This window comes from Streptomyces sp. NPDC048751 (genome assembly GCF_043198595.1).
Classification (GTDB): Bacteria; Actinomycetota; Actinomycetes; order Streptomycetales; family Streptomycetaceae; genus Streptomyces.
Genome location: NZ_JBICUX010000012.1, coordinates 103,846 through 128,092 on the forward strand (window position 1 = coordinate 103,846; position 24,247 = coordinate 128,092).

The window sequence follows — 24,247 nt, forward strand, 5'->3', positions numbered from 1 at the left end:
GGGTGCCGACCTCCCCCACAGTGCTCGGGTACGGATTGCCGGGTGACGTCTCGTCGACGTACCGGCTTACTTCTTCTCGACCGCGTGTCCGCCGAACTGGTTCCGCAGCGCGGCGATCATCTTCATCTGCGGCGAGTCGTCCTGGCGGGACGCGAACCGGGCGAACAGCGACGCGGTGATCGCCGGCAGCGGAACCGCGTGGTCTATGGCGGCTTCCACAGTCCAGCGTCCCTCGCCGGAGTCCTGTGCAAAACCCTTCAGCTTGTCCAGGTGCTCGTCCTCGTCGAGGGCGTTGACCGCGAGGTCGAGCAGCCAGGAGCGGATGACGGTGCCGTCCTGCCAGGAGCGGAAGACCTCGCGCACGTCCGTGACGGAGTCGACCTTCTCCAGGAGCTCCCAGCCCTCGGCGTAGGCCTGCATCATGGCGTACTCGATGCCGTTGTGGACCATCTTCGCGAAGTGGCCCGCGCCGACCTTTCCGGCGTGCACCGCGCCGAGGTCGCCCTTCGGCTTGAGGGCGTCGAAGATCGGCTGCGCCTTGGCGACGTTCTCCGCGTCGCCGCCGTACATCAGCGCGTACCCGTTCTCCAGGCCCCAGACGCCGCCGGAGACGCCGCAGTCGACGAAGCCTATGCCCTTGGCGGCCAGTTCCTCGGCGTGCTTCTCGTCGTCGGTCCAGCGGGAGTTGCCGCCGTCCACGACGACGTCACCGGGTTCGAGGAGCTCGGCGAGCTCGTCGATGGTCGACTGGGTGGCGGCGCCTGCCGGGACCATCACCCACACGACGCGCGGCCCCGTGAGGCTGTCCACAAGCTCTTGCAGGCTGTGGACATCCGCGAGTTCCGGGTTGCGGTCGTATCCGACGACGGTGTGGCCCGCGCGGCGGATCCGCTCGCGCATGTTGCCGCCCATCTTGCCGAGGCCGACGAGACCGAGCTCCATCAGTTGTGTTCCTTAGGTTCTTCGACGTGGCGTGAGGGCACGGACATCCGCGGCGGGTGCCGCGGCGCTTTCGTACCCGCGTCCGAGCCTAGACCCGGACGCTCGCTCACATCTGTGGGCATACGCGCTCAGACGTATGCCCCGACCTGCGGGTTCTCCGACGGACTCACTCAGCCGGTCAGCCGCTCAGCCGCACCGGCATGATCAGGTACTTGTAAGCCTCGTCCGCCTCCGCGTCCACCGCCGGCTTGCCGCTGAGCAGCGCGGGCTTAGTGGACGTCGTGAAGGACAGCTGGGCCACCGGGGAGTCGATGGCGCTCAGGCCGTCCAGCAGGAAGGTCGGGTTGAAGGCGATGGAGATGTCGTCGCCCTCCAGCTGGGCGTCGACCCTTTCCACAGCCTGTGCGTCGTCGCTGGAGCCGGCCTCCAGGATCAGCACGCCCTGCTCGAAGCTGAGCCGCACCGGGGTGTTCCGCTCGGCGACCAGGGCCACACGCTTGACGGCCTCCACGAAGGGGGCGGTCTCGATCACCGCGACGGAGTTGAACTCGGTCGGGAACAGCGTCCGGTACTTCGGGAGGTCGCCCTCCAGAAGACGCGTCGTCGTACGACGTCCGGCGCCCTCGAAGCCGATGAGGCCCTCGCCCGAGCCCGAGCCGGACAGCGCCAGGATCACGCTGTCGCCGTTGGTGAGCGCCTTGGCGGTGTCCTGGAGGGTCTTGGCGGGCACCAGGGCGACCGCGGAGACCTCCGGGTTCTCCGGCTTCCACAGGAACTCGCGGACCGCGAAGCGGTAGCGGTCGGTGGAGGCCAGCGTGACGGTGTCGCCCTCGATCTCGATGCGCACACCGGTCAGGACGGGCAGGGTGTCGTCACGGCCGGCGGCGATGGCGACCTGCTGCACGGCGGAGGCGAAGACCTCGCCGGGGACCGTGCCCGTGGCGTTCGGCATCTGAGGCAGCGCCGGGTACTCCTCCACAGGCAGGGTGTGGAGTGTGAACCGCGAGGAGCCGCAGACCACGGTCGCCCGTACACCGTCTGTGGAAATCTCCACCGGGCGGTTGGGAAGGGCGCGGCAGATGTCGGCCAGCAGACGGCCGGAGACGAGGACGGTGCCCTCCTCCTCGACCTCGGTCTCCACCGACACCCGCGCGGAGACCTCGTAGTCGAAGCTGGACAGGCTCAGCTGGCCGTCCTCGGCCTTCAGCAGCAGGCCGGCGAGGACAGGCGCCGGCGGACGGGCCGGGAGGCTGCGCGCCGCCCAGGCAACTGCCTCCGCGAGTACGTCGCGTTCCACCCGGATCTTCACTGTTGCCGCCTCCTGCTGTTGCCGGCGCTTCTCGCTCTGCCTGGCCTTCGTCGTCTGTCTCGGTGTCGCCGGTTCCCGTGGTGGGAAGGACACCGGGGAACAGTCTGACGCACCGCACTGACAGTAGGTGCCTCTCGGGGTCAAGTCGTGACGAGGGGCAGCCGGGCGCCGAAGAGCGAGTTGTGCACAGGACCCACTTCGAAACGGATTCCCAGCTCTCTCTAGTTGGGAGTAGTAGTAGGGGCTGTGGATACCGTGGATAACTATGTTTTCCCAGCTCAGAGCGGAAATTTTGTCCACGGGCCCTGTGGGTGGAGGCGGTGGACAACCCGGGGTGTCTGTGGAGAACAGAAAGTTCTGCACACCCCATGCACAGGTTGAGGCGAGTTCTCCCCAGCGCCGTCCCCAGCTTTACCCACCTTTCCCACAGGCCAACCCGGCAGCTTTGTGTGACGCCTTTCACTCGACACGGTGAGCAGGTGCGTCGCGTTGCCGAACAGTGGACAGGCATGTGGAGAAGCGGCCGATCGCTGGGGACAACTGCCCCCAGCCTGTGGGTTGCCCGTGGACAACTTGGTGCACAGCTTGTGGATCATCTCTTCGTCCACAGCCTGTGGAGATCCTTCGTCCACGAATCCACAACCACTTGACCTGGCCCTATGGCCCTTCGACAGGACGCCCTGTGGACACCGTATGGACAACTTCGCAGTCCCCAGGGTGTGGACGGGAAAAAGTCACCGAATCTGTGGAGAGTGGCCGTAACCCGGCAGCTATTCGAACAGTGGCTGTCCGCGCCATGACGAGGGGCGGCTCGGCTCAGCGAGCGCCCGGAGCGGCCCGGGACGACGAAGGGCGCCCCCGGGATGTCCTCCCGGGGGCGCCCTCAGCGGCTCGCGGCGGCTGCGGTCAGCCGGCCTTGATGCGGTTGGTGAGCTCGGTGACCTGGTTGTAGATGGAACGCCGCTCGGCCATCAGATTGCGGATCTTGCGGTCGGCGTGCATGACCGTCGTGTGGTCGCGGCCGCCGAACAGCGCACCGATCTTGGGCAACGACAGGTCCGTGAGCTCACGGCACAGGTACATGGCGATCTGGCGGGCGGTGACCAGGGCCCGCCCGCGCGAGGTCCCGCACAGGTCCTCGACCGTGAGACCGAAGTAGTCGGCGGTCGCGCTCATGATGGCCGTCGAGGTGATCTCGGGGGCCGAGTCCTCGCCGCCGGGGATGAGGTCCTTGAGGACGATCTCCGTCAGACCGAGGTCCACCGGCTGCCGGTTGAGCGACGCGAACGCCGTCACCCGGATCAGCGCGCCCTCCAGCTCGCGGATGTTGCGCGAGATCCGCGAGGCGATGAACTCCAGCACCTCCGGGGGGGCGTTGAGCTGCTCCTGGACCGCCTTCTTGCGCAGGATCGCGATGCGCGTCTCCAGCTCGGGCGGCTGCACGTCGGTGATCAGGCCCCACTCGAAACGGTTCCGCAGCCGGTCCTCCAGCGTCACCAGCTGCTTGGGCGGCCGGTCACTGCTGAGGACGATCTGCTTGTTGGCGTTGTGGAGCGTGTTGAAGGTGTGGAAGAACTCCTCCTGCGTCGACTCCTTGTCCGCCAGGAACTGGATGTCGTCGACGAGCAGGATGTCCATCTCGCGGTAGCGCTTGCGGAAGCTGTCGCCCTTGCCGTCGCGGATGGAGTTGATGAACTCGTTGGTGAACTCCTCCGAGCTCACGTACCGCACGCGCGTGCCCGGGTAGAGGCTCCGCGCGTAGTGTCCGATCGCGTGCAACAGGTGCGTCTTGCCCAGCCCGGACTCCCCGTAGATGAAGAGCGGGTTGTACGCCTTCGCCGGCGCCTCGGCGACGGCGACCGCGGCCGCGTGGGCGAAGCGGTTCGACGCGCCGATGACGAACGTGTCGAAGAGGTACTTGGGGTTCAGGCGCGCGGTCGGCTCACCGGGCCCGGTCGCCGGCGCGGGCTGCGCGGCCAGCGGGCCGGGCGCGCCGGTGGTGGGCAGGTTGGAGCCGACGGGGCCACCGCGGTGGACGTGCCCGGAACCGACCGGCGGCTCGGGCAGGTCACGGCGGCCGCCGTCGCGCTGGTCGTGACCCGCGCGGGAGGAGTCGTAGTCGGCTCGTGGCGAGTCGTAGTCCGGGCGGGACGGCTCGTACTCGGAGCGCTGCTGGTCGTACGGCGGGCGCTCCATGGACTTCGGGCGGTAGTCCTGCGCGGGCGGGCCGTACGTGTCCTGCGTGGGGGCTCCGTATGCGTCATGTCCCTGACCGCCATAGGAGTCCTGGCCGCGACCGCCGTACGACTCCTGCGACGGGGACGCGTACGGGTCGCGCTCCGGGAAGCCGAGCCGCTGCTGCTGCCAGCCGTACTCCTCCTGCGAAGCGCGCGGCCAGGCGCCGGGCTCGGGGCGCTGGTACTCCGAGGGGTAGGCCGGGCGGGCCGTCGGGAGCTGGTCCGCGCGCGCGGGGGGCTGGGGCTCGCCGTCGGGCATCTGTTCGCCGCGGCCCGGTCCGTGGTCGTCGGCGCGGTGACGACCGTAGCCGCCGTAAGGGGCGGAGGGGAGCTCGGTCTCCTCGTACCTCGGCTGGTCTTCGTACCTCGGCTGGTCTTCATAGCGCGGCTGGTCGTCGTAGCGCGGCTGCTCGTCGTACCTCGGCTGGCCCTCGTAGCGCGGCTGGGGACGGGCGGGCGGCGCCGGGGGATCGCCGGCGGAGTCGTCCACGGTGATCGCGATACGGATCGGGCGGCCGCACTCGCGGCTCAGGCTCTCGCTGACGATCGGGGCGAGGCGGCCCTCGAGGACGCCCTTCGCAAATTCGTTCGGTACGGCGAGCAGCGCGGTGTCCGCGACCAGCGCGAGCGGCTGACAGCGCCGGATCCAGTGCTCGTCCTTCGTCTCGACGCCCTGGCCTCGACCCTCACCGAGAAGCTGTTCCAGTACGCGTGGCCACACTGCGGCAAGATCGGCAGGTACGTCAGCCACAGGGCACGCTCTCTCGCAGGTCCCACGAACGTGTGGTGTGGGACGGGTCGGGATGTAAATCGGGTGGGGCAGGGATAAGGGAACGAATCGGAGTCCAGTCACGGTAGTCAGGGCGGCGGCTGCGGTTCAAGTTGTTGTCCCCAGCCTGTGGATAGTGTCTCTCCGTGATCCCTGGTTTGACCGGATGGCGTAGCCGCGCGTACCGTAACCAGGTCGAGTTGTCGATGGCTGCTGCCGCCTGCCTCCGATGGGCACAGATCGCGTCAGGTGATCGGAAAGCGGTGCACACGGGCGTAACGAGAGCTACTCGTGGGCGCACGGTGACAGCCAGGACGGCACCCCGCACTACCGATTTCTTTCTGGAGCCCCCGAGTGAGCAAGCGCACCTTCCAGCCGAACAACCGTCGTCGCGCGAAGACCCACGGCTTCCGCCTGCGGATGCGTACCCGTGCCGGCCGCGCGATTCTCGCGAACCGCCGCAGCAAGGGTCGCGCCAGCCTTTCCGCCTGATCTGATCAGGTCATGACGTCGTGCTGCCTACCGAGCATCGGCTGAGGCGGCGCGAAGACTTCGCGACCGCGGTACGACGGGGTCGCCGGGCAGGCCGCCCGCTCCTCGTCGTCCATCTTCGTAGCGGTGCCACGGACCCGCACGCGCCTGGGGAGAGCGCTCCCCCGACGCGTGCGGGTTTCGTCGTGAGCAAGGCCGTGGGCGGAGCGGTCGTACGCAACACCGTGAAGCGCCGGCTACGCCACCTGATGCGTGACCGAGTCGCCTTGTTCCCCCCCGGTAGCCTGGTAGTCGTACGAGCGCTGCCCGGTGCGGGTGACGCCGACCATGCACAGCTGGCCCAAGACCTGGATGCCGCCCTTCAGCGGCTACTGGGAGGGGGCGCGCGATGAAGTACCCGCTGCTGGCTCTGATCAAGCTCTACCAGTGGACGATCAGTCCACTGCTCGGGCCGGTCTGCAAGTACTACCCGTCGTGCTCCCACTACGGCTACACGGCCATCGACCGGCACGGCGCGATCAAGGGAACGGCACTGACCGCCTGGCGCATCCTTCGATGCAATCCGTGGTCGCTGGGCGGTGTGGACCATGTCCCGCCGCGCAAGCGCCCACGGTGGCACGAGATGCTGCGAGGCGCTTGGCGCGCACGCAGGGGCGGGCCCTCCGCCGCCGAAACGGCCACCGAGGCGCATGGTGCTTCGAGCCCGGCCGCAGAGACACCGTCCCATGCCCAAGGAGCATGATTAGTGGACACGATTGCCAGCCTCTTCAGCTTCATCACGACACCTGTCTCCTGGGTCATCGTCCAGTTCCACACGGTGTACGGCGCCATCTTCGGCCCCGACACCGGGTGGGCCTGGGGCCTGTCGATCGTGTCCCTGGTGATCCTGATCCGTATCTGCCTGATCCCGCTCTTCGTGAAGCAGATCAAGTCGACGCGGGCCATGCAGACGCTCCAGCCCGAGATGAAGAAGATCCAGGAGCGCTACAAGAACGACAAGGCGCGTCAGTCCGAAGAGATGATGAAGCTGTACAAGGAGACGGGTACCAACCCGCTCTCCTCGTGCCTTCCCATCCTGGCGCAGTCCCCGTTCTTCTTCGCCCTGTACCACGTGCTCAACGGCATCGCGACGGGCGACACCATCGGCGTGATCAACAAGAGCCTGCTGGAGAGCGCGCAGAAAGCGCACATCTTCGGGGCTCCGCTGGCCGCGAAGTTCACCGACAGCGCCTCGAAGGTCGAGTCGCTCGGCGCCTCGCTGACCGACGTCCGGGTCGTCACCGCGATCATGATCGTCCTGATGTCGGCGTCGCAGTTCTACACGCAGCGCCAGCTGATGACGAAGAACGTCGACACCACGGTGAAGACGCCGTTCATGCAGCAGCAGAAGATGCTGATGTACGTCTTCCCCGTCATGTTCGCCGTCTTCGGAATCAACTTCCCGGTCGGTGTCCTCGTCTACTGGCTGACCACCAACGTGTGGACCATGGGCCAGCAGATGTACGTCATCCGCAACAACCCGACCCCGGGATCCAAGGCTCAGGCCGCGTACCTGGAGCGCCTCGCCAAGCACGTCACCACCCACGGCAAGACGCGCAACCGGCGTGAGAAGGCCATCGTCAAGGCCATCGTGACCAAGGGCCGCGACCGCAACGAGCACGAGCGCAAGTTCATCAACGGCCTGAGCAAGGCGGGGCTCGCGGCGCAGACCGATGGCACCGTGGTGAAGAGCGAGGGCCAGGCTGCCGTCCAGACCGAGGACGGCACGGTGACCACGACCACCGCGACCGCCGCCAAGCGTCAGCAGCCCAAGCGGCAGTCCAAGTCGCAGCGCCAGTCCGGCACTGCGAAGGCGGCCGGCGAGACCGAGCCGAAGCCGTCGACGCCGCCGTCGCTGACCAAGTCCGAGCCGGAGGACGCCAAGCCCGCCGCCAAGAAGGCCGATGCGAAGCCCGGCGCCGGCGGTCGCAGCAAGGCCCAGTCCGGGCAGCGCAAGGGCCCGCAGCGCCCCAAGTCCCCGTCCAAGAAGTAAGAAGGAGCCCATCCCGTGACGGAAGGCACCACCTCCGCCGCCGCCGAGGGTGCAGACACCCTGACCCGCCTGGAGCAGGAGGGCGAGATCGCGGCGGACTACCTCGAGGGTCTGCTGGACATCGCCGATCTCGACGGCGACATCGACATGGACGTCGAGGCCGACCGCGCCTCTGTGTCGATCATCAGCGACTCGGGCAGCCGCGACCTGCAGAAGCTGGTCGGCCGGGACGGCGAGGTGCTGGAGGCGCTCCAGGAACTGACGCGCCTGGCTGTGCACCGGGAGACCGGTGACCGCAGCCGACTGATGCTGGACATCGCGGGCTATCGGGCCAAGAAGCGTGCCGAGCTCTCCGAGCTGGGTGCCAAGGCCGCGGCCGAGGCCAAGAGCACCGGCGAGCCCGTGAAGATGAGGCCGATGACGCCCTTCGAGCGCAAGGTCGTGCACGACGCGGTCAAGAACGCGGGCCTGCGCAGTGAGTCCGAGGGCGAGGAGCCGCAGCGGTTCGTCGTCGTGCTCCCCAACTGATTCGGTACGCACATCCCTCCGGCCCCGTCTGTTTCCCAGACGGGGCCGAATTTTGTCAGCCTGGTAGTTCTGGTGGTCGGTGCGCGAAGCGCCGATGCGGTACGGAAGGACGGTCCCCGTGACGGAGGCAGCGGAACTCCCCCCTGTGCCTGAGCAGGCGCGTGACGTGTTCGGCGATCGCTACGCCGATGCGGTCCGGTACGCCGAGCTCCTGGCCGAGGCCGGGGTGCAGCGGGGGCTCATCGGCCCGCGAGAGGTGCCTCGCCTGTGGGAGAGGCACCTGCTGAACTGCGCTGTGCTCTCCGAGGTCGTACCCGAGGGGGTGACCGTGTGCGACGTCGGTTCCGGGGCGGGGCTGCCCGGTATCCCTCTCGCCCTGGTGCGGGAGGACCTGAAGATCACGCTGCTGGAGCCGCTGCTGCGGCGCACGACCTTCCTGACCGAGGTGGTCGAGCTGCTGGGCCTGGACCATGTGACCGTAGTCCGCGGTCGCGCCGAGGAGGTCATGGGCAAGCTCACACCGGTCCATGTGGTGACGGCCCGCGCCGTGGCCCCGCTGGACCGGTTGGCCACCTGGGGCATTCCGCTTCTCAGGCCCTACGGGGAGATGCTCGCCCTCAAGGGAGACACCGCGGAGGAGGAGCTGAAGAGCGCGGCCACCGCGCTGAGCAAGCTCGGGGCGGTCGAGACGTCGATCCTTCAGGTCGGCGAGGGCGTCGTGGACCCGTTGTCCACCGTGGTCCGGGTGGAGGTCGGTGAGAGCCCAGGCGGTGTGCGCTTCGCTGCGAAGAGGGCCAAGGCGGCTCGTACCGGTCGTACGCGCCGCCGTCGCTGATCCGTCCTGACGACGAGCCGTACTCCACACAAGCTGCCAAACCTACCCATGTCGGAGTGTCGAGCCGGATCGGCCACTGCTGCTGTGCATCGTGTTTCACGTGAAACGTCGCTCACTGCTGCACGGCATCATCAGTCGTGGTCGCGCTGCGGCCGAACCCCGCGACCGTAAGCCTCTCGGTTCACTCGGAGAGGGTGTGGAGTTGTCCACAGAGGTGGATTTCTCCACAGAACACCAGGCCTCACTGGTTCACGACCCCGAAGACATGGGAGGCTCTGTTCATTGCGAGCCTGAAGTCGAGGAGAGTGAATCCTTGCGGTCCGACGCCAACATCGCGGGACCGATGACCGATCCGGTCCCCGGTCCCCGTACCGAGTCGATGGGGGAGGATGTTTCACGTGAAACACCGCCCCCGATGGACGACACTCCCATCGGTCGTGCTGCCCAACTGGCGGTCGAGGCTCTCGGCCGCGCCGGCGAGGGCCTGCCACGGCCCGAGCAGACGCGTGTCATCGTGGTCGCCAACCAGAAGGGCGGGGTGGGGAAGACCACAACGACCGTCAACCTTGCGGCCTCGCTGGCGCTGCACGGTGGCCGTGTCTTGGTGATCGACCTCGACCCTCAGGGCAACGCCTCCACGGCCCTGGGCATCGATCATCACGCCGATGTTCCGTCCATCTACGACGTGTTGATCGACAGCAAGCCGCTCGCGGAGGTCGTCCAGCCGGTCCCTGATGTCGAGGGTCTGTTCTGTGCCCCTGCCACGATCGATCTCGCCGGTGCGGAGATCGAGCTGGTGTCCCTGGTGGCACGGGAAAGCCGGCTGGAGAAAGCCATCCAGGCCTACGAACAGCCGCTGGACTACATTCTCATCGACTGCCCGCCCTCGCTCGGCCTCCTGACGGTCAATGCGTTGGTGGCGGGCCAGGAGGTCCTCATCCCGATCCAGTGCGAGTACTACGCACTGGAGGGCCTGGGCCAACTGCTCCGCAATGTCGACCTGGTGCGGGGGCACCTCAACCCCACACTGCATGTGTCGACCATCCTGCTCACCATGTACGACGGCCGGACGCGTCTCGCGTCCCAGGTCGCGGACGAGGTGCGCAGCCACTTCGGCGACGAGGTTCTGCGGACGAGCATTCCCCGCTCGGTGCGTATCTCCGAGGCGCCGAGCTATGGCCAGACGGTGTTGACATACGATCCAGGATCGAGTGGCGCCCTGTCCTATCTTGAGGCGGCACGAGAAATCGCGTTGAAGGGTGTCGGCGTCAGTTACGACGCGACGCACGCCCACATCGGCGCACAGAGCGACCCGAGCATGGTGGAGGGGATCCAGTGAGCGAGCGACGGAGGGGGTTGGGCCGTGGTCTTGGCGCACTGATCCCTGCTGCCCCGACCGAGAAGGCGCCGCCATCGACCGCGGTGGGGGGCGCTGCTTCAGCGTCGCCCGCGGCTGTCCCGGTGTTGGCGAGTGACCGGGGGGTGGCCGCGGCAAAGGTAGCCACGCTGCCGCCTGTTTCACGTGAAACAGAGCAAGCGTCGGTCAACGGCACCGGGGAGACGCCCGCGCCTCCCGTGGGGGCCCACTTCGCCGAGATCCCCCTCGACTCCATCTCGCCGAACCCGCGCCAGCCGCGTGAGGTCTTCGACGAGGACGCGCTCCAGGAGCTCATCACCTCCATCAAGGAGGTCGGTCTCCTCCAGCCCGTCGTCGTACGGCAACTGGCTTCCGGGCGCTACGAGCTCATCATGGGTGAGCGGCGTTGGCGGGCCTGCCGTGAGGCGGGTCTCGACGCGATCCCGGCGATCGTGCGGGCCACGGATGACGAGAAGCTGCTTCTGGACGCACTCCTGGAGAACCTGCACCGGGCTCAGCTGAACCCTCTGGAAGAGGCCGCCGCCTACGACCAGTTGCTGCAGGACTTCAACTGCACGCACGACCAGCTCGCCGACCGCATCGGCCGTTCCCGCCCGCAGGTCTCCAACACCCTGCGCCTGCTGAAGCTGTCGCCGGCCGTTCAGCGTCGGGTAGCCGCTGGAGTTCTCTCCGCGGGGCATGCGCGGGCACTGCTCTCCGTCGACGACTCGGAGGAGCAGGACCGGCTCGCGCACCGGATCGTGGCCGAGGGGCTCTCGGTGCGGGCGGTCGAGGAGATCGTGACGCTCATGGGTTCGCGGCCGCAGAAGGCTCAGCGCTCCAAGGGGCCGCGCGCGGGGGGCCGGGTCTCACCGGCGCTGTCCGATCTTGCCGGACGTCTCTCGGACCGCTTCGAGACTCGGGTGAAGGTCGACCTGGGCCAGAAGAAGGGCAAGATCACCGTCGAGTTCGCGTCCATGGATGACCTTGAGCGAATCCTCAGCACGCTTGCTCCCGGTGAGGGACCCGTCCTCCAGAGGAGCCTCCTGGACGGGGATTCCGAGGACGCAGAGGACTGAGAGCGATGGTCGGCCGGATCTGCGCTCGGTCGGCCTGAGAGCGGGCTGGGTCCGGTTCACGCCGGTGACAGCCCGCTCTTTGCATGGAGGCGGTGTCGATGGAATCGCATCGTCGATACGATGCGGTGAGGTATGGCGCATCCACCTGGCAGCATCTCCGAGTGAGAGGCAGGAGCCTTGCCCACGATGAGCCGGACCGGACTCGTGAGCGCCGCACTGGGGCTGGGGGCAGTCGGCGGGTTCGTCGGCAGTCTGCTCAGGGAACGGAGCGCTCTGACAGCCGCTCGCACTGCTGCGGGCGAAGGAAGCGAGGAACAGCCTTCATGGGGCGTCGGCTCGTACCGCTCACGCTGGACAACCTTCAGGACCTTCCCAACCGCTGTCGCACGTGCGTCTTCTGGGAGCTGGACCCAGTCAGCGGTGAGGCCGCGGTAAGGGCAGGCACGTCGGCGCTGGAGAAGGAAGCCTGGATCTCCGCCGTCCTCCTGGACTGGGGCTCGTGCGGGCGGGTCGTGTACGTCGATGAGGTCCCGGTCGGCTTTGTGCTCTACGCACCGCCTGCCTACGTCCCACGCTCGACGGCGTTCCCCACGAGTCCTGTGTCACCGGACGCGGTCCAGTTGATCACGGCGTTCATCATGCCGGGGTACCAGGGGCAGGGGCTGGGTCGGGTGATGGTCCAGACGGTCGCCAAGGATCTGCTGCGGCGGGGCTTCAAGGCCATCGAGGCCTTCGGCGACGCCCGCTGGAAGGAGCCGGCGTGTGTCCTTCCGGCAGACCATCTGCTGGCGGTGGGCTTCAAGACGGTTCGGCCGCACCCCACGTATCCCCGCCTGAGGCTGGAGCTGAGGACGACGCTCTCCTGGAAGGAAGACGTGGAGATGGCGCTGGACCGGCTGCTGGGGGCCGTGCAGAAGGAACCGGCCCTGCGGCCGCTGTGAGGATCCAGGCTCAGACAAGCGAATGGGCCAACCCTTCCGGGTTGGCCCATTCGTGTTTCACGTGAAACATGTCGCCGCCTCGGCGACCAAGAACGTCACTCGGCGATGAAGTCCCCGAGGTCGCGGACGATCGCGGCCTTCGGCTTGGCGCCGACGATGGTCTTCGCGACCTCGCCGTTGTGGTAGACGTTCAGCGTCGGGATCGACATGACGCCGTACTTGGCGGCCGTGCCCGGGTTCTCGTCGATGTTCAGCTTGACGATCTCGATCTTGTCGCCGTACTCGGCGGCAATCGCCTCGAGGGACGGAGCGATCTGGCGGCACGGACCGCACCAGGCGGCCCAGAAGTCCACCAGGACGGGCTTGTCGTTCTTGAGGACGTCCTGCTCGAAGGAGTCGTCGGTCACGTTCTTGAGGGTGCCGGCCACTGCGGGCTCCTTACTGGTTGGTGCGTGGGGCGGATGGGGGTCAGACAGAGGTCTTCTCGGGCTCGGCCTTCTCCTCGTCCGCGAGAGCGGCGAGGAAGCGCTCGGCGTCGAGGGCGGCGGAGCAGCCGGTGCCGGCCGCGGTGATCGCCTGACGGTAGGTGTGGTCGACCACGTCACCGGCGCCGAAGACACCGGTGAGGTTGGTGCGGGTCGACGGTGCCTCGACCTTCAGGTAGCCCTCCTCGTCGAGGTCCAGCTGGCCCTTGAACAGTTCGGTGCGAGGGTCGTGGCCGATCGCGATGAACAGGCCGGTCACCGGCAGGTCGGAGAGTTCACCGGTCTTGACGTTGCGCAGCTTCAGACCGGACAGCTTCTGGTCGCCCTGGACCTCGGCGACCTCGCTGTCCCAGACGAACGAGATCTTCGGGTCGGCGAAGGCGCGCTCCTGCATCGCCTTGGAGGCGCGCAGGGTGTCCCGGCGGTGGACGATCGTCACGGACTTGGCGAAGCGCGAGAGGAAGGTGGCCTCCTCCATCGCGGTGTCGCCGCCGCCGATGACGGCGATGTCCTGGTCCTTGAAGAAGAAGCCGTCACAGGTGGCGCACCAGGAGACGCCCCGGCCGGAGAGGGCGTCCTCGTTCGGCAGGCCGAGCTTGCGGTGCTGGGACCCGGTGGTGACGATGACGGCCTTCGCCTTGTGGACCGTACCGGCGGTGTCCGTGACCGTCTTGATCTCGCCGGCCAGGTCCGCGGAGACGACGTCGTCCGGGATGAGCTCGGCGCCGAAGCGCTCGGCCTGGGCGCGCATGTTGTCCATGAGCTCGGGGCCCATGATGCCGCTCTGGAAGCCGGGGAAGTTCTCCACCTCGGTCGTGTTCATCAGCGCACCACCCGCGGTGACGGCGCCCTCGAACACCAGCGGCTTCAGCGATGCTCGCGCGGTGTAGAGCGCCGCGGTGTAGCCGGCGGGCCCGGAGCCGATGATGATCACGTTACGGACGTCGCTCACGGCTTGATTCCTCGTCTCTGGTCTGCATCGGTCGACCGGTGGGAGCCTCTCTGAACTCTCACCCGACCCAACGGATCCTAAGGGGCGCGCATTCCCGGTGTGTCCGGGCACACGGCCAGGCGACACCGTACGGGATACCACGCGGCGCAGAGGCGATGCCCTGATGCTCAGGGACGTGTGTAGGAGTCCTTGAGAAGGATCTCTGCCTTGGTGGAGGACGGGTGCCCCACACAGGCGGATTCCACGATGTACGCCGTGACCCGGGTCGCGTCCGAGGTGTCGGGCAGGACGACGAGCAGAACGTCCTGCCCCTCGTACACGCCCTCCTGGGTGGCCAGCGCCTGGTCGTCCCGGCCGATGCCCTTCTGGATGCACGGGGGAACCGCGGGCTGCCTGAAAATCCTGGGGCTGGCGCTGTCGGGGCCACCCGCCACGCCCAGGTCCGGCGTGCGTGAGCCTCCCCCGGAGCGCTCGTCCTTCGCGAGGAGGCCCTCGACCTGCTTCTCCAGCTTTCCCTCGGAGAACGTGTCCGCGGCGGTGGTGTGTCGGCCTCCTGCCGCGGGGCCGGACGGGGATCCGCCCATCAACGAGGTCAGCAATACGGACCCGAGTCCCAGGGCAGCGGCCGTGAAGGCGGCGCCGAGCACCGCGACCTTGCGGCGCTTGCCTCGCAGACGGTTCTTGCGGCCTGGACCGGTGGTGGAGCCGCGGGCGTGGCCTGCCGGGCGGTCAGCTGCGGGCGATGTTTCACGTGAAACGCGCGCCCGGTCGTCGGTGTCGGAGATCGCCCGGGCCGTGTCGTCCCTGGCCGTGTCAGCCGGCATCGGCGCATCCAGGTGATCGGGAGCCGTGGCGTTCAGCAGGGCCTCGGCGGCGAGGGCCGCGTCGATACGGCCCGCGACATCGGCCGGCATGCGGGGCGGGCCGGGGACGGCGCCGAGCAGGCCCCGGATCTCCTCCAGGGAGGCGTGGACATCGGCGCACAGCTCACAGTCGTCCAGATGCTGCCGTAGGTCCGCGCTGCGGGACGGAGAGAGCAGGCCCTCGGTGAGGTCGGAGATCTCCGAGACGTCCGGGTGCCCGGCCGTGTCTGTCGTGGATGTCACGCTCGCCCACCTCCGCCCTTCACAGCAGCTGAATCGCTTGGCCCTGGATCACGGGGACCCGTGTCGTGCGGGCCCGCTGCGGGTGGGACGGATGTCCCCTGCGCCCGGTTCCGTCCCTGGCCCGGTTCTGTGCTCTCACCGGTGTTTTCCGGCCGCAGGTGGGTGAGCAGGGGGAGGAGTCTGGCTCTGCCCCGGGCGCAGCGGCTCTTCACCGTTCCGGTCGGGACGTCGAGCACGCGGGCCGCTTCGGCGACCGGGTAGCCCTGCATGTCCACCAGGACGAGGGCAGCCCGCTGGTCGGGCGGGAGGGTGCCGAGCGCTTCGAGGAGCTGGCGGTGCAGATCGTTGCGCTCCGCCGGGGCCGAGGCCGACTCGTGCGGCTCCAGAAGCTGCTCCAGCCGCTCGGTGTCGTCGACCGGCGAGGTCTTCCGGGAGGCGGCCTTGCGGGCGCGGTCGAGGCAGGCGTTCACCGTGATGCGGTGCAGCCACGTCGTGACGGCCGACTGGCCGCGGAAGGTGTGGGCGGCCCGGTAGGCGGAGACGAGGGCGTCCTGGACCGCGTCAGCGGCTTCCTCGCGGTCGCCCAGCGTACGCAGCGCCACCGCCCACAGCCGGTCGCGGTGTCGCCGCACGAGCTCACCGAAGGCGTCGGGGTCGCCCTCGACGTGGCGGGCGAGCAGATCCTGATCGCTCGTCTCGTCGTATCCGGCGCCTTCCGCCATCTGACCCCCTCCCCCTCCGGTGAGACGTCAGCCCGTGAACTTCACGTCGGTGATGGCCTGCTTGTATCCGGAGCTGCTGTAGCCGTCGGTCTGTGCCATCGGCACGGCCGTCACCCACAGCAGCACGTACTGCGTCTTCACCGACTTCGACGCCTTCACCTTGAGAGAGGTGCCGCTCGTGGTGGCGGTTCCGATCTCCTTCATCCCTTCGATCCCCGTCGACGGGGAGAGCGAGTCCGTGGCGTAGAGGTGAACCGTTGTGTAGTCGCCCGGGTACCGGAGCCCTATTGACGCGGCCGAGACCTGTTGGGACGAGCCGAGGTCGTAGACGATGCCCACGCCGGGCTTGTAGGGAGCCAGCTTCGGACCGGCGTTGTAGCGCTTGGTGCGCCAGAACGTGGAACTGTCCGAGTCATAGGTGTTCGCGACGTCCTCGGGCGCCTGGGCGTCCCCGCTCGCCACGTACTCCTGTGCGCCCTTGATGGGGAGCGTCTTGACCGGCTTGGGCTTCTTGCCGTTCTTGTCGTTCCCGTCGGTGGTCTGCGTCTGGTTGGTGTCGTCGGACTGCTTGGTCTGATCCATGAGCGCGTCCGCCAGCTGCCAACTGCCGAGTCCCAGTGCCGCGATGAGCAGTGCCGAGACGGCCCACTTCAGGGCCCTGCCGGTACGGCTCTGCAGCGGGGGCGGCGGCGCCTGCACCGGCTGGGTGGCACCGGAGTGCGGCGTGGAACGGCCGTAGGTGCCCTGCTGGTACGTGGTGCGCTGGTACTCGGGCGGCGCGGTGAACGCGGGCTCCGGCGGGCGGATGCGGGGCATCTCGCCGATCGCCTTCACCAGCTCCTCCGGAGTGGTGCACGGGGACTCGTGACGGGACGCCGTCGCGCCGTCGTTGGCGAGCGCCCGCATCGACAGCTCCGACAGGCCTCGATGGATGCCGGCACGCACCTGGTCCGGTGCGATCAGACCGACGTCCTTGGGGAGCCCGGACAGTCCGTAGGCGTCACTCTCGTACGGCCAGCGCTGGGTGAGCGCCGCGTACAGCAGAGCGCCGATCGCCTCGGTGTCGGTGCGCTGGGGCGTGTCGGAGCTGATGCCGCGCAGGGCGGCGTTCACGGCGAGACCGCGGATGCGCCACTGGCCGGTCGAGGCGCGCAGCACGGCGTTGGGGTTCAGACGGAGATGGGCCAGGCCCTCGCGGTGCGCGGCGGCCATGGCGGAGGCGATCTGACTGACCATCTGGTAGGCGTCGTGCGGCTCCATCGGACCGGAGGCGAGGAGCGTGCTCAGCTCGGTCGCGTCGGGCAGCCACTCATGGACGACGTAGACGAGGTCGTTCTCCTCGACTGCGTCCAGGACCTGGACGAAGCGGGGGTCGCCGAGCAGTGCCGAGGAGCGGGCCGCGGCCAGCACCGAACGCGCCCGCGTGTGGTCCGCGGGCAGGATGTGAACGCCGACGGCGCGACGGAGTTTCTCGTCGACCGCACGCCAACTGCTGAAACCGTCCAGACGGGTGACGCACTCCTCGAGGCGGTAGCGTCTGGCCAGTTTGTGGCCGCTGTGCAGCTCGGGCGGTGAGGCCTTCCCGGGACCCTGGGTCCCGCCACTCCCCTGTGCCTCGTCGATGTCCGTGTCCCGCTCCCGGTTCTGGGCCACCCCGTCGGCCGTGGACTGGTCCGCCTGTGCGGTCAGCGGCTTGTCGCCGCTGTTGTCTGCCACGTCGACGGCAGCCGTGCTCCGTTCCGCCACCGTCGTTCCTGCCTCCCCATCCAAATGCGCGCCGTTCGACATCCGTGCGCGCCGTCCGACGCCGAAACCAATTGTGCCCACAGTCCGCCGCTATGCACGACACGCGGTGGCGGACGATGGTTGTGCGCTTACCTCCTCTCAGCGGCCCAGCCGCCCGCGCACCGTGCCCACGAGCGAGTTGAGCTCCTCGATACGCATGCGGCGGGCCGCCAGGTAGAAGACCGCGAGGAGGACCGCACCACCGGCGATGAGCGCCGCGAAGGAGCCGAGGACGCCCTGGCCCAGCGTGTGTCCGATGCCGTAGCAGGCCGCGCCGCTGAGCAGCGCGGCGGGCACCGACGCGATGCTCAGCCGTGCGTAGGTCCGCAGGACGCGGGCGCCGTCCACGTCGCCTCCCAGGCGCTTGCGCAGGCGACGCCAGGCGACGCCGACGCCGATCAGGTAGGCGAGGCCGTACGAGGCGGCCATGCCGACCACGGCCCAGCGGGCCGGGAGCAGGAGGTAGCAGGCGCCGGAGGCGGCGGCGTTGACGGCCGCCACGATCACCGTGTTGTAGAACGGCGTCCGGGTGTCCTCGTAGGCGTAGAAGGCGCGCAGGACGACGTACTGCACGGAGTACGGGATCAGGCCGAGGCCGAACGCCATCAGCATGTATCCCATGTTGGTCGCCTCGCTGGTGCCCGAGGAACCGAAGATCAGGGTGCACATCGGGATGCCGAGGGACACGAAACCGAAGGAGATGGGCACGATCGCGACGGCCGTCGTGCGCAGGCCCTGGGAGATGTCGTCCCGGACGGCGCCCGAGTCGTCCTCGGCTGCCGAGCGCGAGATGCGCGGCAGCAGCGCGGCCATCAGGGAGACGGTGATGATGGCCTGGGGCAGGCCCCAGATCAGCTGGGCGTTGGCGTAGGCGGCGAAGCTGGTTCCCTCGACGTGGGACGCGGTACCGGCGGCGATGGACAGTTGCATGACCACGAGCGCGCCGGCCTGGTTGGCGAGGACGAACAGGATGGTCCACTTGGCGAGCATCGCGGCCTTGCCGAGACCGTGGCCCTTCCAGTCGAACCGCAGCCGCATCCGGAACCCGGTCTCGCGCAGGTACGGAATCATCGCGAGGGCCTGGACGACCAGACCGAGCAGAATGCCGACGCCGAGGAGACGCTGGCCCTCCGGCGGGATGTTCGTGACATTCATGCCGGAGTCCGCCGAGGTGCCGTACACCCAGATGAACATGCCCAGCGTCACGATGATGACGATGTTGTTCAGGACCGGGGTCCACATCATCGCGCCGAACTTCCCCCGGGCGTTGAGGACCTGCCCCATCACCACGTGGATGCCCATGAAGAAGATCGAGGGCAGGAAGTAGCGGGTGAAGGTGATGGCGACCTCGTTGGCCGCGGGGTTCTCGGCGACCGGGTTCGCCAGCATGCGGACCAGCAGCGGTGCGGCGAACATCGCGAGTCCCGTGAGCGCGGCCAGAGCCACCATCACGAGGGTCAGCAGACGGTTGGCGAAGGCCTCACCGCCGTCGTCGTCCTCCTTCATGGCGCGTACGAGCTGCGGCACGAAGACGGAGTTGAGGCCGCCGCCGACGGTCAGGATGTAGATCATGGTCGGCAGCTGGTACGCGACCTGGAAGGAGTCGCCGAGGAACCCGAGGCCCAGGGCCGACACGATCAGCGCGGAGCGGACGAAGCCGGTCAGACGGGAGACCATCGTGCCCGCCGCCATCACGGCGCTGGACTTCAGCAGCCCCGCCGCCTTGCCGCCCTTCTTGGCCGCCGGTGCGGGCGTCGGGGCGGGAGGCGCCTCGGGCTCGGGCGCCGCTGTCGGCACCTGGTACTGCGGTGGGCCCTGGTACTGCGGTGGTCCTTGATACGGCGACGGTCCCTGGCCCCCGGCCGGAGTCGCGGCAGGGCCGGGAACCGCCGGCGACTCCACCGACGGGTGCAGGCCACCCTGCGGCAGACCGCCCTGTTGCTGGTCCCGGAAGAGATGCGCGAAGGCGTCCGGCTCGTGGCGCTCCTCACCGGCCTGGCTGACCAGGTCGTCCACGCCCACGAACTGGGTGGTGCGGGGGTCGTCGCCGTACGGCAGGTACTGGGTGGGACCATCCGGCTCCGGCGCAGGGGTCTGCGCCCACACCTGCGGGTCCGGGGCGTACGGCGACTGCGGCGGCCGACCGTAGAGCGGCTGCTGCGGCTGGTACGTGCCCGGAGGCGGCGGGGGGTGCGCGGCACGGTCGTAGAGCGCCTCGGTGACCGGGTCCTGGGCGGAGAGGTCCTGTGCCTGGTAGGGGTCCTGGGTGTAGGCGTCCTGGAGGTACATGTCCGCGGGGTGCTGCGGCGGCACCTGGCCGTGCTCGGGCGGCGGGCCCTCGGGGTACCCCGAGCTGCCCGCGGCCTGGCCGCGGTCACCGTCGTACGGCGCGTTCATGGTTACCCCACCTCATCGTCCCCGGCCCACCGGGCCACGACATCCTCAACGGTCCACTCTCTCACCCGTGCCGGACGGGTCGGCGTTTTCCGCTGCGGTGTCCGGTGTCGGGTCACTCGGCTGCTCCGGGGCGCCTGCCCCGGACCGAGCGCCGGACTCTTCACTGAGACGGTCCATGGTCCCCGACGGGTTCTCCTGCCCGTCGGCCGTCTCATCGTCCTTGGCGTCCGGGCCGTCCTCCTCGGCCTCCCGGGCGCCGGCGCGTTTGCGCTGGGTGTACATCCGGAAGCCGGCGAGGACCAGCAGGAGGACACCGCCGCCGATGACCAGCATCACGGTCGCCGTGATCTCGGTGACCTTCACGTCGAAGGTGACGGCGTCACCGTAGGGCTGACCGTCCTGCGTGTACAGCTGCGCGATCACCGTCGCCCGGCCGTTGGCGTTGGCGGACGTGGTGAACTTCACCGTCTGGGCGTGGCCGCCGGAGACCGTGATCGGCTGCTCCTTGTAGTCGTCGCCGCCGATCTTGAGACGGGTGGGGTTCGTCGAGGTGAGCCGCAGCACGAGGTGGTCCACGCCTTGGACCAGGTTGTTCTGCACGGACACGGGGATCATGGCGCTGCGGCCGGAGAGCTTGGTCTCGGACTTTTCGACCAGCTTGACCTGCTCGGTCAGGTCGTCGAGATACGCCTCCACGCCCTGGCGGAAGGTGCTCGCCTCGGTGCTCCGCCCACGCCAGGACGTGGACATTTCTCGGTTGAGGGCCAGCCCGAAGGGGGTCACCACGCGCGATTTGTCGGTGAGGATCACCTGGAACCGGTTGAGCTTCGCCTGTGTGTTCGCGATCACACCGAAGGCGGACCGCGGCAGCTGCTGCTTGCGCAGCGCGGAGGGGTAGGCGTTCGGGACCTTCGTCGTGGCGCCAGGGTCCGGCTTGGCCTTGGCGGCCGCCGTGAGGTCCTGGGACTCCGACCAGGTGCTGTCCTGGAGCGCTGTCAGCGCCTCGGCCATCGCCTTCGCCTGGCTCGCGGTGGGCATGCGCTGCGGGGCGACGACGATGCTGCGCTGCTTGTGGGTCTGCAGGTCCAGCGCCAGGCTCTGTGCGAGGAACTGCTGCACGGCGAGCGTCGACGAGGACGCCTTCGTCAGGTCGCCCTGGAAGGCCGTGGACATCCGCGTGTCCGCGACCACCGCCGTCGTACCGCCTCCGATGGGGCGAGCCGCGGAGGGCGTGTACGTCAGGCCGCCCGTCTCATTGAGGCTGTCACCGCGCGCGATCACCTTGTCGGCGCCGGCGGAGGTGGCGACCTTGACGATCGACGGGTCGACGGCGCCGTCCACGGGCCAGGCGAAATCAGTGCTCGGCGTCACATGGAGGATCGTCCCCACGGTGGTGGCGGCGACGTCGGTGGCTTCCTTGAGCTGGCTCAGTGAACCGGTGACGTTCGTGCCGTTGTGGGCGAGGGAGGCCACATCCGGGTCGGCGAAGGGCAGCGCGACGACCTCCTTGCCCGCCACCGCCTTCTGCACCTCGTCGAGCCACCGCTTGGCGACTGCCTGGTGGGTGCCCACCGTGGTCGTGTCGCCCTCGCCTCGGACCCGGTAGCCGTCCACCATCGCGTCGACGGACGCCAGCAGGTCGGGGTCGATCACCCAGGTGACGTCGAGGTCCTTGCCCAGAGAGACCATTTGGTCCAGCCGGCCGCCGGGGGCGATCTCCTTGGCCAGGTCGTCGTCCGAGAACACTGGCGTCTGCTGCTCGTTGGACCCGGTCTCCGCCGTCATGTGCGCCGTGGCGATCAGTGGCCACAGCGCCGTGGTTTTCGTGCTCGTCTCCGCCTCGTCCGGCTGCCACGGTAGGAACGTGCGCTGGATGCCCAGCACCTGCTCCCACTGCTGAGCGGACGTCTGGCCGGAGAGCGAGACCCCGAGCGGGTAGACACCGTCCGCACCGAGGTCCAGCTTGTCGACCGGCACGGAGATGCTGAACGGCTCCGCGACACCGGGGGCGAGGTTGGAGAACTTCTCGACGTACTTGCCGCCCACCTCCGAGCCGTCGGCGCCAGGCATGTAGTCGGTGCGCTCGGCGGTGGAGTCGATCGCCGAGCGGGTGGGCAGGGCGGACCCCACCATCAGGCCCACGTGGGCGTCGGTGACCGCCTGCTTGCCCCTGTTCGTGACCGTGCCGGAGATGGTCAGGGTGTCCCCGTCGGTGGGGGCGCTGGGGCTGAGGGAGTCGACGGAGACGGCCACCGTGCCCGAACCCGAGGCATCGCGCACGGCGTCCTGGCCGGCGGCCTGCGCGGGCGAGGAGGCGGGCAGCTGGAGCAGACCGGCCAGCAGAGGCGCCCCGGCGAGCAGTGCTCCGGTGCGCCGCAGCCACCGGCGGGCAGGTGAGGGACTCATCCCCTGGAAGTCTGCCGCCTCGGCCACGCGTTCGCCCGTCCCTCGTCGTCGTCAGTGGTCGTCGGAATGTGCGTCCACGCATGGTAACGATGCGCGCTGAGGGGAAGTGCCGCGGTCTGCTCCACAAGATCGGGGAAGGCGGGCGGGCCGTCCCCTATATCCCCGTTTGAAGGGAGCGCCCCTGCGGCCGCCGCCCGCGTCGATCCTGTGTGGGTATGGGGGAGGTCTCTGCACCTTCTTCCTGGAGGCCCCGGCCCGTAATGGAGGCGCTGGCGGCGCGCCCGGGCACGTACCCTCTTCTGTTGTGCCGAACGCCAACGAAGACCTCAGTGCCCTGAGCCAGGTGCAGCACCGCGCGGTGAGTGAACTGCTGCGGGTCGCGCCTGTCGCCGACGACCTCGCCCGCCGCTTCCGGGAGGCCGGGTTCTCACTCGCCCTGGTCGGCGGCTCGGTCCGGGACGCACTGCTCGGCCGGCTCGGCAACGACCTGGACTTCACGACCGACGCCCGTCCCGAGGACGTCCTCAAGATCGTGCGGCCGTGGGCGGACGCCCTGTGGGAGGTCGGGATCGCGTTCGGCACGGTCGGCGCACACAAGGTTGCCCGCGTCGGAGACGTGGACCGAACCTTCCAGATCGAGGTGACCACGTACCGGTCGGAGGCCTACGACCGCACCTCGCGCAAGCCCGAGGTGTCCTACGGCGACTCGATCGAGCAGGACCTCGTCCGTCGTGACTTCACCGTGAACGCGATGGCCCTGGCGCTCCCGGAGAAGGAGTTCATCGACCCGCACGGCGGGCTGGGCGACCTCGCGGAGCGGGTGCTGCGCACTCCGGGCACTCCTGAGGAGTCCTTCTCCGACGACCCACTGCGGATGATGCGCGCCGCACGCTTCGCCGCCCAGCTCGACTTCGAGGTCGCCCCCGAGGTCGTCACCGCGATGAGCGAGATGGCCGGCCGTATCGAGATCGTCTCGGCGGAGCGGGTCCGGGACGAGCTGAACAAGCTGATTCTCTCCGCGAACCCCCGCAAGGGACTGGCCCTGCTGGCCGACACCGGGCTCGCCGACCATGTGCTGCCCGAGCTGCCCGCCCTGCGGCTGGAGAGCGACGAACATCACCGGCACAAGGACGTCTACGAGCACACCCTGATCGTCGTGGAGCAGGCGATCGCGCTGGAGGAGAACGGTCCCGACCTGACCCTCCGCCTGGCCGCCCTGCTGCACGACATCGGTAAGCCGCGCACCCGTCGCTTCGAGAAGGACGGCCGGGTCTCGTTCCACCACCACGAGGTGGTCGGGGCCAAGATGACCAAGAAGCGCATGACGGCGCTGAAGTACTCCAACGAGCTGGTGAAGGACGTCTCACGTCTGGTCGAACTCCACCTGCGCTTCCACGGGTACGGCACCGGTGAGTGGACGGACTCCGCGGTTCGTCGCTACGTCCGAGACGCCGGCCCGCTCCTCGACCGACTCCACAAGCTGACCCGCTCGGACTGCACGACGCGCAACAAGCGCAAGGCCGCCGCACTCTCCCGGGCGTACGACGGCCTGGAGGAGCGCATCGCCCAGCTCCAGGAACAGGAGGAGCTGGACGCGATCCGACCTGACCTCGACGGCAACCAGATCATGGAGATCCTGGGCGTCGGACCGGGACCGATGGTGGGCAAGGCGTACAAGCACATGCTGGAGCTGCGCCTGGAGAACGGCCCGATGGAGCGCGAGGTAGCGGAAGCGGCGCTCAAGGAGTGGTGGGCCGAGCAGGGCTGAGTACGCGAAACGGGGTCATGTTTCACGTGAAACATGACCCCGTGCAGGGTGCGCGAAGGGGCGGTGTTTCACGTGAAACACCGCCCCTTCGACGTCTGCTTACTC

20 protein-coding genes are annotated in these 24,247 nt (G+C 68.6%); 10 read left to right on the forward strand and 10 right to left on the reverse strand.

The features are described from left to right. Positions 1–66 precede the first annotated feature (66 nt). The 3 genes from gnd to dnaA form a co-directional block, all read right to left on the reverse strand. Positions 67–942 carry a phosphogluconate dehydrogenase (NAD(+)-dependent, decarboxylating) gene (gene gnd, locus ACGFNV_RS32890; RefSeq protein ID WP_393627508.1) on the reverse strand — a complete coding sequence of 292 codons (876 nt, stop codon included), beginning with the start codon at positions 940–942 and terminating at the stop codon, positions 67–69. Between the two features lie 178 nt (positions 943–1,120). Next, positions 1,121–2,251 (reverse strand): DNA polymerase III subunit beta, encoded by a 1,131-nt coding sequence (gene dnaN, locus ACGFNV_RS32895; protein ID WP_133928034.1) that lies wholly within the window; start codon positions 2,249–2,251, stop codon positions 1,121–1,123. A gap of 906 nt (positions 2,252–3,157) precedes the next feature. After that, complete coding sequence (gene dnaA, locus ACGFNV_RS32900; RefSeq protein ID WP_393627510.1) at positions 3,158–5,341, reverse strand: chromosomal replication initiator protein DnaA; 2,184 nt, start codon at positions 5,339–5,341, stop codon at positions 3,158–3,160. 270 nt (positions 5,342–5,611) lie between these two features. On the opposite strand from dnaA, the gene rpmH reads away from it, so the two are divergent. The 9 genes from rpmH (at position 5,612) to ACGFNV_RS32945 (ending at position 12,521) form a co-directional block, all read left to right on the forward strand. After that, positions 5,612–5,749: a 50S ribosomal protein L34 gene (gene rpmH / locus ACGFNV_RS32905; protein ID WP_005482975.1), complete on the forward strand. Its 138-nt coding sequence runs from the start codon at positions 5,612–5,614 to the stop codon at positions 5,747–5,749. Between the two features lie 20 nt (positions 5,750–5,769). Then, positions 5,770–6,141: a ribonuclease P protein component gene (rnpA, locus tag ACGFNV_RS32910; protein WP_389428374.1), complete on the forward strand. Its 372-nt coding sequence runs from the start codon at positions 5,770–5,772 to the stop codon at positions 6,139–6,141. Next, positions 6,138–6,491 carry a membrane protein insertion efficiency factor YidD gene (gene yidD / locus ACGFNV_RS32915; RefSeq protein ID WP_133928030.1) on the forward strand — a complete coding sequence of 118 codons (354 nt, stop codon included), beginning with the start codon at positions 6,138–6,140 and terminating at the stop codon, positions 6,489–6,491. Before rnpA ends, yidD begins: the two co-directional genes overlap by 4 nt. Positions 6,492–6,494: 3 nt before the next feature. After that, on the forward strand, positions 6,495–7,781 hold the full coding sequence (gene yidC, locus ACGFNV_RS32920; protein WP_393627513.1) for a membrane protein insertase YidC: 1,287 nt from the start codon (positions 6,495–6,497) through the stop codon (positions 7,779–7,781). A 15-nt stretch (positions 7,782–7,796) separates the two neighbouring features. Continuing rightward, positions 7,797–8,309 carry a protein jag gene (locus tag ACGFNV_RS32925; RefSeq protein WP_393627515.1) on the forward strand — a complete coding sequence of 171 codons (513 nt, stop codon included), beginning with the start codon at positions 7,797–7,799 and terminating at the stop codon, positions 8,307–8,309. A gap of 118 nt (positions 8,310–8,427) precedes the next feature. Next, positions 8,428–9,144: a 16S rRNA (guanine(527)-N(7))-methyltransferase RsmG gene (gene rsmG, locus ACGFNV_RS32930; RefSeq protein ID WP_393627517.1), complete on the forward strand. Its 717-nt coding sequence runs from the start codon at positions 8,428–8,430 to the stop codon at positions 9,142–9,144. A gap of 265 nt (positions 9,145–9,409) precedes the next feature. Then, the gene (locus ACGFNV_RS32935) at positions 9,410–10,483 is read left to right on the forward strand and encodes a ParA family protein (RefSeq protein WP_393627776.1); all 1,074 of its coding nucleotides are present in this window, start codon (positions 9,410–9,412) and stop codon (positions 10,481–10,483) included. Next, the gene (locus tag ACGFNV_RS32940; protein ID WP_393627519.1) at positions 10,480–11,580 is read left to right on the forward strand and encodes a ParB/RepB/Spo0J family partition protein; all 1,101 of its coding nucleotides are present in this window, start codon (positions 10,480–10,482) and stop codon (positions 11,578–11,580) included. The genes ACGFNV_RS32935 and ACGFNV_RS32940 overlap by 4 nt, the downstream gene beginning before the upstream one ends. Positions 11,581–11,903: 323 nt before the next feature. Further along, positions 11,904–12,521, forward strand: coding sequence for a GNAT family N-acetyltransferase (locus ACGFNV_RS32945; protein WP_393627521.1), 618 nt, complete (start codon positions 11,904–11,906; stop codon positions 12,519–12,521). A gap of 95 nt (positions 12,522–12,616) precedes the next feature. On the opposite strand, the gene trxA is transcribed toward ACGFNV_RS32945, so the two are convergent. The 7 genes from trxA to ACGFNV_RS32980 form a co-directional block, all read right to left on the reverse strand. Further along, complete coding sequence (trxA, locus tag ACGFNV_RS32950) at positions 12,617–12,949, reverse strand: thioredoxin (RefSeq protein WP_393627522.1); 333 nt, start codon at positions 12,947–12,949, stop codon at positions 12,617–12,619. Between the two features lie 40 nt (positions 12,950–12,989). Further along, positions 12,990–13,958 carry a thioredoxin-disulfide reductase gene (gene trxB / locus ACGFNV_RS32955; protein WP_393627524.1) on the reverse strand — a complete coding sequence of 323 codons (969 nt, stop codon included), beginning with the start codon at positions 13,956–13,958 and terminating at the stop codon, positions 12,990–12,992. A 167-nt stretch (positions 13,959–14,125) separates the two neighbouring features. Then, positions 14,126–15,064 carry a hypothetical protein gene (locus tag ACGFNV_RS32960; RefSeq protein ID WP_393627526.1) on the reverse strand — a complete coding sequence of 313 codons (939 nt, stop codon included), beginning with the start codon at positions 15,062–15,064 and terminating at the stop codon, positions 14,126–14,128. Next, the gene (gene sigM, locus ACGFNV_RS32965; protein ID WP_393627527.1) at positions 15,061–15,786 is read right to left on the reverse strand and encodes an RNA polymerase sigma factor SigM; all 726 of its coding nucleotides are present in this window, start codon (positions 15,784–15,786) and stop codon (positions 15,061–15,063) included. Before sigM ends, ACGFNV_RS32960 begins: the two co-directional genes overlap by 4 nt. Positions 15,787–15,813: 27 nt before the next feature. Beyond that, the gene (locus ACGFNV_RS32970) at positions 15,814–17,532 is read right to left on the reverse strand and encodes a serine/threonine protein kinase (RefSeq protein ID WP_393627529.1); all 1,719 of its coding nucleotides are present in this window, start codon (positions 17,530–17,532) and stop codon (positions 15,814–15,816) included. A gap of 138 nt (positions 17,533–17,670) precedes the next feature. Then, positions 17,671–19,968, reverse strand: a complete 2,298-nt coding sequence (murJ, locus tag ACGFNV_RS32975) for a murein biosynthesis integral membrane protein MurJ (RefSeq protein WP_393627531.1) — start codon at positions 19,966–19,968, stop codon at positions 17,671–17,673. A 45-nt stretch (positions 19,969–20,013) separates the two neighbouring features. Further along, positions 20,014–22,401 (reverse strand): DUF6049 family protein, encoded by a 2,388-nt coding sequence (locus ACGFNV_RS32980; protein WP_393627533.1) that lies wholly within the window; start codon positions 22,399–22,401, stop codon positions 20,014–20,016. A 277-nt stretch (positions 22,402–22,678) separates the two neighbouring features. Here ACGFNV_RS32980 and ACGFNV_RS32985 point away from each other — a divergent pair, with 277 nt between their 5' ends. Next, positions 22,679–24,142, forward strand: coding sequence for a CCA tRNA nucleotidyltransferase (locus ACGFNV_RS32985; RefSeq protein WP_393627535.1), 1,464 nt, complete (start codon positions 22,679–22,681; stop codon positions 24,140–24,142). Positions 24,143–24,247: the final 105 nt, after the last annotated feature.

What these genes read in the sequence shown, in the direction of transcription:
- gnd (WP_393627508.1), bottom strand. Translation starts at nt 942, where the DNA reads ATGGAGCTCGGTCTCGTCGGCCTCGGCAAGATGGGCGGCAACATGCGC.
- yidD (WP_133928030.1), top strand. Translation starts at nt 6,138, where the DNA reads ATGAAGTACCCGCTGCTGGCTCTGATCAAGCTCTACCAGTGGACGATC.
- ACGFNV_RS32935 (WP_393627776.1), top strand. Translation starts at nt 9,410, where the DNA reads ATGGGAGGCTCTGTTCATTGCGAGCCTGAAGTCGAGGAGAGTGAATCC.
- ACGFNV_RS32945 (WP_393627521.1), top strand. Translation starts at nt 11,904, where the DNA reads ATGGGGCGTCGGCTCGTACCGCTCACGCTGGACAACCTTCAGGACCTT.
- sigM (WP_393627527.1), bottom strand. Translation starts at nt 15,786, where the DNA reads ATGGCGGAAGGCGCCGGATACGACGAGACGAGCGATCAGGATCTGCTC.
- murJ (WP_393627531.1), bottom strand. Translation starts at nt 19,968, where the DNA reads ATGAACGCGCCGTACGACGGTGACCGCGGCCAGGCCGCGGGCAGCTCG.